Below are 11,986 nucleotides of genomic sequence, written 5' to 3' on the forward strand. Positions count from 1 at the left end.
AACAAAAATAATCAGTACCTTCATACACTGTTTATTAGCATCATTTTTACCGATGGTGTTATTTAACTGTTAATGCAGGCGGTTAACGCAACCTTTACGGTGTTTTTGCATCTGAGATAATACATGACAACTATATTTGGTTTGATTATTTTATGAAGAAAATTTTTGTTTTGCTTTTATTGCTTATAGCAGTTTCGTGTTCTATAGATAACGATACGGTTGATTATACCGTGGAGTTCTTGCCGGTAGAGCGTGTTATAGTGCCCGAGAGTGTTACCCCGGGAGAAACCTACACCTTTACGCTATACTACCACAAGCCTACCACGTGCTATTATGTTGGGGGCACCAATAACGTAAACAGCCTGTATTATTACCCGGAAGAAAACGAGCGCACTATAGCCATACAGGCTACTGTGCTTCAGGCTGGCTCATGCCAGGCAATAGATGCGGCAGCACAGGAAATGCTGACATTTAATTTTCAATGCCCGTTGCAATATGATGTAACAGAATATGTTTTTAAATTTTATAAAGGGGAAGATGCTGCCAGCAATACAACCTTTCTGGAAATGACGGTACCTGTAGTACAATAAATTTATAAAGAGTGATTTTTGGGCTTAGATCAAATCATAAAAGGTTGCCAGGACAACAACATAAAGGCACAGGAACAATTATACCGTTTCTTTGCCCCAAAGCTGTTTGCGGTATGCCTTAAGTATTCGCCCAGCCATGATGATGCACAGGATAACCTGCAGGATGGGTTTTTGCTTATATTTAATAAAATAAAACAGTACCAGTTTAAAGGCTCTTTTGAAGGATGGGCAAAACGGGTAATGATAAACAATATATTACAAAAATACCGGGGTGTAACCTATTTTGAAATAGTGAACGAGAATACCCCCGATGAGGCAGAAACCGAAGCGGAAACCGATGAGGTAAGCATGGATTTTTTGCTGGGGCTTATACAGCAGTTGCCCGAAAGGTACCGTATGGTATTTAACCTGTATGTGATAGACGGTTATTCGCACAAGGAAATAGCCGAAATGATGGGTATATCAGAAGGCACCTCAAAATCTAATCTGGCCCGTGCCAGGATGATATTAAAGGAAAAAATTGAAGCACAACGAGGCGGTAGCATACCGGATGCAAAATGAGTGAAAAAAAGAATATAGACAGGCTCTTTCAGGAAAAGTTTAAGGATTTTGAAGTAAATCCTCCTGAATTTGTATGGGAAAACATACAGGATAAGCTGCAGCAGAAAAAGCAGCGCAGGGTAGTGCCCTTATGGTTTAAGCTGGGTGGTATTGCCGCTGTGCTGATTATTGGCTTTTTAGTGGCATGGCCGTTTATGGGAACTGATGTAAACCCCGACGGTACACCTGCCGTAACCAATAAAAATGAAACGTCTCCGGGTATTTTGCCTAAAGCCACCCCCGGACAGAAACCTGTTGAACCGTACAGGCATATTGATGAGAAAGGTATAGTTCCACCACCGGGCGATGCTGTGGTAGTATCAGAAGAAGGAAATGTACAGCAAAAAAATAACAATGCCACATCCAATAGCACAACTAAGCAGGGCAACTCTCATAATACGGCATCATCTGTGGCCAGCCATACTACTATAGGTAGTAATAATAATAACGCAACCAGCAGCCAAAAAAATAGTAATACACCACAAACGGCCGGTACAGGTTATTCGGGTGCACTTGCAGGTACAGGGGATGGAAAAATCCAATCTGTTGGTTCAACAAACGGACAGCAAAATAATAATACTGATAAAAGCGGGCTTTCAGGCAATAAACAAGGGGTTGCCACTGTTAGCACTAATAACACTATTACTACGGCTCCGGAACTTGTTTTTGGCAAGGGGACAGCAACAGAAAGTGAAAATAAGATAGCAGGCAGCGATGCCAGTACAGATATTATTAACCGCGAAACTCAGGCAGATGAAGCCGTAGCGGCTACCGAAGTTGATACTACATCGACAGCAAAGCCCGAAAATGAACTGGAAAAATTATTGCAGGATAAGCTAAACGGGAAAGATAAAAATGAGGAAGTTGCAGAAAATCAGCCGGACAGTAAATGGGATGTAAGGCCACAAATAGCACCGCTTTTTTATAATTCATTTTCAGAAGGTTCACCTATTGATGTGCAACTGGCCGGAAATGCAAAATCATATGATAATACCCTGAGTTACGGCCTTGGTGTTGACTATGCCCTTACTGACAGGTTTACGCTGAGATCTGGTATTAATATGGTAAACCTGAGCTATGCCACGCAGGATATACAGTTTTATGCCTCACTGGATGCTACAACCAGTAATGTGTCAGCCAAACCCAATACAGCCACTATTGTTGTAGAAAATGCCAATAACCCTGTTAATGAGCAACTGCCCGGCCTGGTAAGCCTTTTTGCCGACCAGTTGCCGCAGGAAAAGTTTGAAGGGGCCATGACACAGAGTACGGGCTATGTTGAGGTGCCTGTTGAAGTATCGTATGCTGTGCTCAACAAAAAATTCGGCATTAATATTATTGGTGGGGTAAGCACCCTGTTTTTAAATGACAATAGTGTAACAGTAACCAATACACAAGGGCTCAGTACCAACGTAGGGCAGGCACAAAACCTTAATAATATACATTTTAGCACTAATGTGGGCCTTGGTTTTAAATACAGGTTTTTTAAAGCCTTTGAGGCCAGTTTTGAGCCCACTTTTAAATATCAGGTAAATACCTTTAGCCGGGATGCGGGTAACTTTAAACCCTACTTTATAGGGCTGTATTCCGGGGTAAGTTTTAGTTTTTAGGGCAACAAAGCCTGTTAGTTAAGTTTGAAGAAAGCACTCTGTGGTAGGGGTGCTTTTTTTATGCTTTAAAAGCTGTTACTTCAATCTCTATCTTCATCCTTTGGTCAGCCAGCGCGGCGGAGATCATAGTTGCCGCAGGGCGTATTTCTCCAAGATATTTTTGCAATACAGGCCAGCACTTTTCAAAATCATCAGTATTAGGAAGTATATATCGAACACGGACAATATCATTAAGCGATGCTTCAGCTTTTTGTAAAGCTTCAATAATATTTATAAAAGTTTGTTCTGCCTGCTCCACCACATCTTCCGAAATAGTCATGTTGTTGTAATCAAAGCCCGTTGTGCCGCTTACAAACACCCAGTTATCCTGTACTACAGCCCTTGAATAGCCAATGCGCTTTTCGAAATCAGAATCTGAGCTTATTAATTTCCTGGTCATTTTTTATGAGTTAATTCTGAGTGTATAATTTCCCTCGTCTTATCCTTTAATTCCTTTTTGTTTTCCTGTGTCATGCCCTTTGTTTCTATAAACGGGTGCACCATAACCCGCATAATACCGGGGCTGCCGCTAAAAAAACGGAACGAAAAGCGCTTTTTGTTATCAGCAAATGTTATGGGTACAATAGGTATCTGGTGGTCTATCGCCAGGCGAAAGGCGCCATCTTTAAATTCGTCCAGTAATACGCTTTCGTCATCGGGCACACCACCTTCGGGAAATATACAAACGCTAAGCCCCTGGTTTAGCCGTGCCTGGGCCTGTTTAAATACCGCCACGCGGCTTTTGGGGTCGTTACGGTCTACCAGTATACAGCTGCGCTTATAAAAAAACCCGAATATGGGTATTTTAGCCAGCTCTTTTTTACCCACAAAAACAAACGGGTTTTTACTTACAGCAAGCATCAGCATAATATCGGCCATGCTGGTGTGGTTGGCTACCAGCATATAGCTTTTGCCTTTTTCAAGCCGTTGCTGCCAGGTTACTCTTTTATAAAATCCCATGCCAAGCAATATAAATTTGCCCCAGCCCCGCGCCATTATAAAGAACAGGGGGTAGGTTTTTTCCCATGACAGGGAAATTATAAGCAACGGCGATAATAGTATTATGGGCACTGCCATAAGTATATAAAACCATATTCGCCACAACGCCCAAAAAATATAGTGCAGTACTTTCATAAGTGTATTACCCAAATGTACAATCTATATTTAAATTTCCTATAAAAGGTTTTACCTTTGTGCAAATTTCAATAACAGTATAATGTCAAAAATATTAACCGGTATACAAAGTACAGGTACGCCGCACTTAGGTAACTTGCTTGGGGCTATACTCCCGGCCATAGAAATGGCTAATAACCCCGAAAATGAATCTTTTTTATTTATAGCCGACCTCCATTCGGCTACCCAGATAAAAAATGGCAAAGAGTTAAAAGAAAACACCTATAGTGTTGCTGCTACATGGCTGGCCTGCGGACTGGATATTAACCGTGTTATATTTTACCGCCAGAGCGATGTGCCCCAAACGGCAGAACTTGCCTGGTACCTTAGCTGTTTTTTCCCGTTTCAGCGGTTAACGCTGGCGCATTCGTTTAAAGATAAGGCCGACAGGCTGGAAGATGTTAATGCAGGCCTGTTTACTTACCCTATGCTTATGGCAGCTGATATTTTATTGTATGATGCCGAATTTGTACCCGTAGGTAAAGACCAGTTGCAGCATATAGAAATTACCCGTGACGTAGCCAGCCGCTTTAACCACCAGATGGGCGAAACCTTTGTATTGCCCGAAGCCATTACCAGCGATGTTACCCGCATAGTGCCCGGTACTGATGGCGAAAAGATGAGCAAAAGCCGTAATAACTTTATTAATATATTTCAGGATGATAAGCCATTACGCAAACAGGTAATGGCCATACAAACTGACAGCACCCCGCTGGAGGATCCTAAAAATCCGGATACCGATAATGTGTTCGCTATCTATAAATTATTGGCAACACCTGAGCAAACCGAAACCATGCGCGCCAACTACCTTGGGGGTAACTATGGTTATGGGCATGCCAAGCAGGCATTGTTTGAGCTGATATGTGATCGCTTTAAAACCGAGCGTGAAAAATATGCCCATTATATGGCCAATCCGGATGAGGTAGATGCCGCCCTTAAAACAGGGGCAGAAAAAGCCGCTGTTATTGCCAATGGCGTATTAGCACGTGTAAGGGAAAAAATGGGGTATACTAATTTATAACAATATAATTTATGGGTAGCGGTTAACAGTTTACAGGTGTTTCACACCACAGTTGTATTTTTTGTACAAATTGTGAATGATTCTGAGTATTTTTACTGCTAACCGCTACTTAATTTAAACCGCTTCAAACAACTTACCGGGTAGTGGGCGTATGGCGCCTTTAAGCTCCATAGTAAGCAAAAGCGATGATAGTTTGTGTATGGGCATGGTACATTCCAGCGCTATAATATCCATTTGTTGTTTGCCGTTTTTCAGTAAATAATCATATACGGCCTGTTCTTCAGGTTCCAATTCAATAAACAGCTGTTTTTGTACCGGCTTTGGTTTTTTATCTTCCGGCTGCCAGTTTAACATATACACTAAATCAGCCGCCGAGGTAAGTAAATGGGCTTTCTGGGTTTTTATAAGGTTATTACAGCCCATACTATATTTATCGGTAACCCTGCCGGGCAGCGCAAAAACATCACGGTTATAATCGTTGGCAATATTGGCGGTTATCAGGCTACCCCCTTTTTCGGCGCTTTCAACAATTACGGTAGCTTCGGCCAGACCTGCCACTATGCGGTTGCGGCGTACAAAGTTCTCCTTATCAGGGTTTGCCGTACTCCAAAATTCAGTAAAAAAGCCACCGTTCTCCTCCATTTTGGCAGCATATTTTTTGTGTACTTTAGGGTATATCTGGTTTAGCCCGTGTGCAACTACACCAATGGTTTGCAGCCCCAGTTCCATAGCTATAATATGTGCATGTATGTCTACCCCGTAGGCAAACCCACTTACAACCACAGGGTCAAGCGGGACGAGGCCTTCCAGTAGCTGGCGGCAAAAATCAGCGCCATAGGCAGTCATCTGGCGGGTGCCTACAATGCTTATAATTTTTTTATGCTTCAGGTTAATAGCTCCAGAGCTAAATAATAGTACAGGGCCGTCAACACAATGTTTTAACTTTTCAGGATAGTCTTCTTCCAGAAAATAAAGTGGGGTTATATTGTTGGATTTAATAAACTTTATCTCTGCCTCAGCCTGGGCATAAGTGTTTGATGCCTGTATTTTATTATATAAAATTTCACCCACGCCTTCTATTGCGGTAAGCTGTTTTTTCGTTGCTTTTAAAACATTTCCGGCCGTTCCAAGGTGGCTTATCAGTTTTTTTGCCACTATATCGCCAATGCCATCCACCCGCATCAGGGCCAGGATATCCAGTAATTCATTGTCCGTCATTAAATGAACGTATTTAATTGTTTAACAGTTGGTTGGTAATTGTTAATAAAAATTGGATATAAAATTTTGACATGACACGGTATTGGTTAATTTTGTTGTTATGACAATAGAAAAGTACATATCTTCATTACTATATCGCTACCAGTGTGTTATTGTTCCGGGCTTCGGCGCTTTTTTAAGCCAGGCCGGGAGCGCCAGGCTGGAGCCCGCTACCAACACCATATATCCGCCAAAAAAATTCATTTCTTTTAATGCGAATTTAAAAAATAATGACGGCCTTTTGGCAAACCACATTGCATTACAGGAAAAAATTTCTTACGATGCTGCAGTGCAGGGTATTGCAGGTGTAGTACAGCAATGGAGGCAAAGGCTGCAAAATGGCGATAGCCTTGTATTTAAAAGCCTGGGCGAACTGTATACCAATGCAGAAGGCACTTTGGTTTTTACGCCTGATAACCATACAAATTATCTAACCGAAGCTTTTGGTTTAAGCCCGGTAGTATCTCCTGTTATTAAACGTGAAGTTTATAAAGAGCAGGCAGAGGTTATAGAAGAAAAAGCCCCGATAGTATTTACCCCTGCGCGTAAAAGGAGTTACTCTTATTTAAAGTATGCGGCTGTATTTGCCGTTATGGCCGGAGTGGGCGCTACTGCTTTTGTAAATTACCGCAATGGAGAAATTGCCGCACAAACCCTTCAGGTAGAAAAAGATGTGCAGCAGGGCGTGCAGCAAAAAATAGCCGAGGCAAGCTTTTTTATTGATACGCTGCCGGCAGTTACCTTGCCACTAAAGGCAGAATTGGCTAAACCCAAGCCCTACCATATTGTAGCAGGCGCTTACCGTAGTCTGGGTAATGCAAAATATGCCATGAACGGGCTAAAGGCGTTAGGATATAAGGCCGAAATATTAGATAAAAACAGATTTAACCTTTATCCGGTAATATATGGCAGCTATGCCACATCTGCAGAGGCAAACAAAAACCTGCATATTATACAAAACAAGCACAACCGGGAAGCCTGGCTGATGGTTGAAGAATAGTATAAAAATCTCCCGTTAAGGGAGATTTTTTATTATGTATCTTTGACAAAAATTCATTTATGAAGGAGAAATACCCCTCAGATTCTGTTTGTATAATGACTGACCTTGTTTTGCCGGGAGAAACCAACCCGCTTAATCAGCTTTTTGGTGGAGAACTCTTGGCCCGGATGGACCGTGCTGCCAGTATTGCCGCACGCAGGCATTCCGGCTACATAGTGGTAACAGCATCGGTAAACCATGTGGCTTTTAACCGTTCTATACCCCTTGGTAGTGTAGTTACTATAGAGGCTAAGGTGTCACGCACATTTAAATCCAGCATGGAAACTTTTATTGATGTTTGGATAGAAGACCGTTCATCAGGCATACGTACTAAGGCGAATGAAGCTATTTATACTTTTGTGGCCGTTGATGATAGTGGCTCTCCTGTTAAAGTAAGCCCGGTAGTGCCCCAAACTGAAATTGAAAAGCAACGTTTTGATGGTGCTTTGCGCCGCAGGCAACTAAGCCTTGTTTTAGCCGGTAAGATGAAACCCCATGATGCAACGGAATTAAAAGCACTATTTGTTTAGAATATATACAGTATACCGTAAGTATGATATAAAGAATCGCCTGTTTGGCGATTTTTTATATTTATGTAGGGTTATTTAAGAATTAATTGTTCTTAAATAAGAAAATATTCATGTATAAGTTATAAATATATATTAAAAATATTAATTTGTTATATTAGGAAGAATAGGATGATTAAAAAACATGCATAATATATTATTGTAACTTATTTGTGTTTGTTTTTAAATAAAAATTATAAATATCACATGAAAAATAAATTATTTATAATTTTATAAAATTTATTATTTCTTAATATAGTGTTAATAATAATTAATTATTTTATCTTTAGAACCTATTAATGCTTTAAATAAAAAACTTTATGAAAGAAAATTACCGCCTGTTTTTTGGCAGGGTATTACATTTTTTATACCCGCATAAAAACATGGAACAGCTACAGCCCGGCTCGCCAGGCAGTCATCAGATTAAGTTCTTTGATGCTTTGAAAAAGAAAACAACATTTGCATTTCGCCCGTATGCCATGGCATTTTTACTTGCACTATCGGTAAATGGATGGAGTGCTGGTGCAGCTTTTTACCAGGATTGTACACCAGCCCCTGTTATTGCCGGTGTAAGTAACATTACATCTACTACGGCCGTAATAAACTGGAACGAAGTAAGCAGTGTTACAGATCCTACTTATACTTTAGAGGTATATACCGATGCTGCTTTTACACAATCTTTCGGAACCTATACCGATATTGATGCTATGAGCTACTCACTATCCGGTTTAACTATTAACACTACCTACTATTATAGGGTTATGGTTGATAACACTACATGTGGAGATTATGCCAACGGCAGCTTTACAGCACAGGAAGGTTATACACCGCTTGATGTAACCGGTTTTACACAAGATGTTATTGCAAATGGTACCGGACTTGCGTTAAATTCAACTACCGCTTCGGTAGATTCTGATAACCCAGGCGCGAACTTTGCCTACATGAGCCTGGATTACAAACTTAACGAAGCTTCGCCTAACGCTACCTTTGGTTTACCGGTAAACAGGCGACTAACCAGCTCTACTAACAGCAGTCTGCAATACATACTGCAAGATTATTCTGACGAAAATTCATTAAGGTTGCCAAATAATGGAGATTCAGGAACCCTTACTCTTACTCAGCCGGTGGCACTTACAAATATTTACCTTGCCACAGCTTCGGGAGATGGAGGTTCTAAAATTTCTGTAACCATTAATTTTGATGATAATACTACACAAACAGTAACCAACATAGACCTTATAAACTGGGATAGTGCTGCTACGGCAAATGCCCCTGCAATTATTACCAATATTGGCCGTGTAAAAAGGACTACGGGGGTAACCTCTTCAGGAAACTTTAAACTATTCCAGATCGGTATAACTGTTGATGCTGCCAACCAGTCTAAATTGGTAAACAGCATTACCATTACCAAAACTTTTGACGGCTCTAACACAAAAATACCAAACATATTTGCCGTGTCGGGTAAACTTGCTGCAAGTTGTATAGAGGTAGCTTCGTCAAATGCTACAATTCTTTCGGCTAACTCTGCAGAGCTTAGCTGGGCACTTGCATCAGGAAACGATGCTACTGCTGTTACTTACACTGTAGAAGTATATACTGATGAAAACTATACCCAGCAGATAGAAGGTTCGCCTTTTACTGGTGTAACAGCAACTTCTCAGGTTATTAATGGATTAAGTATCGCTACTCCTTACTATTATAAAATACAGGCATCTAATGAAACCTGCGATTCAGCTTATGCCACAGGTTCATTTACGCTTGAATATTGTGTGCCAACATCGGCATCACCAGGTTCTTATAACATAAGCAGTGTAACCACAAACGGAGGACTTTTAAACATCAACAACGGTACTGGTGCCGGCGGTGCTTATTCTAACTATAGTGGTACGCAAATTGTTGGCGTGGTTCCCGGAGGTAGTTTTACATACAATGTAACCAGGAGTAGTGTTTACGCTTTGGTATCGGTATGGGTAGACTGGAATAATGACCTTGATTTTGATGATGAGGGAGAATTGATTAATGCATTTACATATGGTTCTAGTGAGCCTATGACAGTATCCGGAACTATTAATGTACCAGAAGAAACAGCACTTGGCAACTACCGCATGAGGGTGCGCTCTGCGTACTACTGGAATACTACCATGACGCCATGTGGAAATACAAGTTATGGTGAGACAGAAGATTATACACTGGCTGTTATTGATCAGCCAGAAGATTGTGCAACCCCGGGTACGCCTTCATTTGAGTTGGTAGCAGGTGCCGCCATAACAGGAACCATTACACCTGATGGCGATGCGCCTACCGGATATGTGGTAATAAGAAGCACAGAGAACACTCTTGATGAAACCCCGGAAAATGGTGATGTATTGAGTGTAGGCCAAAGCTTTGGTGGTGGTACTGTAGTAGCCGTTGGTGCAGCTACAGGAAGTTTTACTGATGCAACCATAATGTCAAACGCTCAATATCACTACTTTGTATATGCATATAATGCAGGGGGGTTAGATTGTTATGGCCCTATTTATAGTGATGTAACTTCAGAAGATATTATTACCTGCCCATCTGCCGTTATTGCTTCGGGTGTAAGTGATATAACAAATACTTCTGCAACCATAAACTGGTCATACGTTTACGGTGGAGGAGCTTATGATGTTACCTATACGCTTGAAGTGTATAGTGATGCAGCCCTTACAACCCTTTTTGATACCTATACCACTTCTGAAAATTCATATTCAGTATCGGGGCTAACAACCAGCACAACATATTACTACCGTGTTAAAGCTACTACAGAGGGCTGTGAAGACGGTGCCGCTTGGTCTGGTGTGCTAAACTTTGTACCGGTTGTGGGTTATACCCCCGTAGATGTAACAGGATTTAATGAAGATGTTATTGCAAATGGTGTTGGTAAAGCATATTACTCTACTACCAATTCGGTTGATGCCGTTAATTATGTATATATAGCGCTCGATTATAACCCTACAGGTACGGTTACTTCTGTTGGTGTACCGTTAAACCGTATCCTTTCAAGTGGCAATGTTAAATTTAACCTTCAGGATTATAGTGAAAATAATGCATTAAGATTACCGGGTCAAAATAACAGCGGTATGCTTACACTTGTTAACCCTATAAAAGCCAGTAACCTATACCTTGCTGTAACTTCTGGTAGTGGTGGTTCAACCATATCTGCAGAGGTAAACTTTGCCGATGGTACCAGCCAGTTGGCAACAGGCGTATCGGTTCCTGACTGGTTTGGCACAGGTTCTTCACTTATTACCTATATAGGCCGTGCAAGCAGGGCAGAAAACCAAACAGGTGCTGTTGAAACAGGTGCTTCAAAAATATTTTATGTTACACTGGCTGTAGATGCAGCCAACCAGAGCAAACTGATTACATCGGTTAATGTTACAAAAACTTCTGCCGGAGCTACAGAGCCTGTACCAAATGTTTTTGGTGTAGCAGCTCAGGTTATTGCAGATGACTGCCCTATACTTAGCAGCGTAGCCGTAAGCGGTACTCCGGATGAAACAGAAGTTGCCGTTACACCTGCACCGGGTAGTACAGAAGGCGATACATACAGTGTTTCTGTATATACTGATGAAGCCATGACCACAGAAATAACCGGTTCTCCGTTTACATCTGAAACATCAACAGTAACTATAACAGGCCTTGATAATTTTACTACTTATTATTATAGTGTAATAGCCGAAGGTGAAGACTGTGACTCTAATACCATTACCGGTAGCTTTACAACTACCTGTAACGCCCCTGCCAGCCTTGAGGTAGCAGACCAAAGTGTTTGTACAGGTGCTTTGCTATCGGAGATTGAAGTTACCGGTGCCGAAGGTGCTACTATTAACTGGTATGCTTCTGAAGATGACACCGAAACTCTTGCCGGCGATACTGTTCTTGAAACAGGCACATATTATGTATCTCAAACTACAGATGCTTGCGAAAGCAACTGGACAGCTGTTAACATTACTGTAAATGAAATACCTGCTGCCCCTGTTGCAGAAGCCACACAGGATTTTTGTACAGGCGCTACTGCCGAAGAGCTTGAAGCTACCGCATCAGAAGGTGCTACCCTTGTTTGGTAT

General features: G+C 41.4%; 10 protein-coding genes. 7 read left to right on the plus strand and 3 right to left on the minus strand.

The genetic code is table 11. The annotated features are described in order from the left end of the window. Window positions 1-152 precede the first annotated feature (152 nt). From ABS766_RS06630 to ABS766_RS06640, 3 genes are read left to right on the plus strand one after another with little or no spacing between them, the layout of a single operon-like run. Window positions 153-590 (plus strand): hypothetical protein, encoded by a 438-nt coding sequence (locus ABS766_RS06630; RefSeq protein ID WP_408084344.1) that lies wholly within the window; start codon window positions 153-155, stop codon window positions 588-590. An 18-nt stretch (window positions 591-608) separates the two neighbouring features. Beyond that, entirely contained in the window at window positions 609-1,151 is a 543-nt protein-coding gene (locus tag ABS766_RS06635) for an RNA polymerase sigma factor (protein ID WP_408084345.1), read from the plus strand. Then, window positions 1,148-2,800, plus strand: a complete 1,653-nt coding sequence (locus tag ABS766_RS06640; RefSeq protein WP_408084346.1) for a hypothetical protein — start codon at window positions 1,148-1,150, stop codon at window positions 2,798-2,800. Before ABS766_RS06635 ends, ABS766_RS06640 begins: the two co-directional genes overlap by 4 nt. A gap of 58 nt (window positions 2,801-2,858) precedes the next feature. On the opposite strand, the gene ABS766_RS06645 is transcribed toward ABS766_RS06640, so the two are convergent. Both ABS766_RS06645 and ABS766_RS06650 read right to left on the minus strand, forming a co-directional pair. Continuing rightward, the gene (locus ABS766_RS06645; RefSeq protein WP_408084347.1) at window positions 2,859-3,239 is read right to left on the minus strand and encodes a RidA family protein; all 381 of its coding nucleotides are present in this window, start codon (window positions 3,237-3,239) and stop codon (window positions 2,859-2,861) included. After that, window positions 3,236-3,973, minus strand: a complete 738-nt coding sequence (locus tag ABS766_RS06650; RefSeq protein ID WP_408084348.1) for a lysophospholipid acyltransferase family protein — start codon at window positions 3,971-3,973, stop codon at window positions 3,236-3,238. The genes ABS766_RS06645 and ABS766_RS06650 overlap by 4 nt, the downstream gene beginning before the upstream one ends. Before the next feature lie 82 nt (window positions 3,974-4,055). Between ABS766_RS06650 and trpS the strand changes: the two genes are divergently transcribed. Next, window positions 4,056-5,033 (plus strand): tryptophan--tRNA ligase, encoded by a 978-nt coding sequence (trpS, locus tag ABS766_RS06655; protein WP_408084349.1) that lies wholly within the window; start codon window positions 4,056-4,058, stop codon window positions 5,031-5,033. Window positions 5,034-5,147: 114 nt separating this feature from the next. Here the strand turns inward: trpS and dprA are convergent, their stop codons facing one another. Further along, window positions 5,148-6,251, minus strand: a complete 1,104-nt coding sequence (gene dprA / locus ABS766_RS06660) for a DNA-processing protein DprA (protein ID WP_408084350.1) — start codon at window positions 6,249-6,251, stop codon at window positions 5,148-5,150. Between the two features lie 100 nt (window positions 6,252-6,351). Here dprA and ABS766_RS06665 point away from each other — a divergent pair, with 100 nt between their 5' ends. From ABS766_RS06665 to ABS766_RS06675, 3 genes are all read left to right on the plus strand, one after another. Continuing rightward, window positions 6,352-7,290, plus strand: coding sequence for an HU domain-containing protein (locus ABS766_RS06665; protein WP_408084351.1), 939 nt, complete (start codon window positions 6,352-6,354; stop codon window positions 7,288-7,290). Between the two features lie 59 nt (window positions 7,291-7,349). Further along, on the plus strand, window positions 7,350-7,859 hold the full coding sequence (locus ABS766_RS06670) for an acyl-CoA thioesterase (protein ID WP_408084352.1): 510 nt from the start codon (window positions 7,350-7,352) through the stop codon (window positions 7,857-7,859). A 356-nt stretch (window positions 7,860-8,215) separates the two neighbouring features. Next, window positions 8,216-11,986: GEVED domain-containing protein (locus tag ABS766_RS06675; RefSeq protein WP_408084353.1), on the plus strand; the 3,771-nt coding region annotated here is incomplete at its 3' end.

The organism is Flavobacterium rhizosphaerae (assembly GCF_046000445.1).
Classification (GTDB): Bacteria; Bacteroidota; Bacteroidia; order Flavobacteriales; family Flavobacteriaceae; genus Flavobacterium; species Flavobacterium rhizosphaerae.

Excerpts from the sequence above, each read along its gene's own strand:
- ABS766_RS06630 (WP_408084344.1), top strand. The coding sequence starts at position 153 with ATGAAGAAAATTTTTGTTTTGCTTTTATTGCTTATAGCAGTTTCGTGT.
- ABS766_RS06640 (WP_408084346.1), top strand. The coding sequence starts at position 1,148 with ATGAGTGAAAAAAAGAATATAGACAGGCTCTTTCAGGAAAAGTTTAAG.
- ABS766_RS06645 (WP_408084347.1), bottom strand. The coding sequence starts at position 3,239 with ATGACCAGGAAATTAATAAGCTCAGATTCTGATTTCGAAAAGCGCATT.
- ABS766_RS06650 (WP_408084348.1), bottom strand. The coding sequence starts at position 3,973 with ATGAAAGTACTGCACTATATTTTTTGGGCGTTGTGGCGAATATGGTTT.
- trpS (WP_408084349.1), top strand. The coding sequence starts at position 4,056 with ATGTCAAAAATATTAACCGGTATACAAAGTACAGGTACGCCGCACTTA.
- dprA (WP_408084350.1), bottom strand. The coding sequence starts at position 6,251 with ATGACGGACAATGAATTACTGGATATCCTGGCCCTGATGCGGGTGGAT.
- ABS766_RS06665 (WP_408084351.1), top strand. The coding sequence starts at position 6,352 with ATGACAATAGAAAAGTACATATCTTCATTACTATATCGCTACCAGTGT.
- ABS766_RS06670 (WP_408084352.1), top strand. The coding sequence starts at position 7,350 with ATGAAGGAGAAATACCCCTCAGATTCTGTTTGTATAATGACTGACCTT.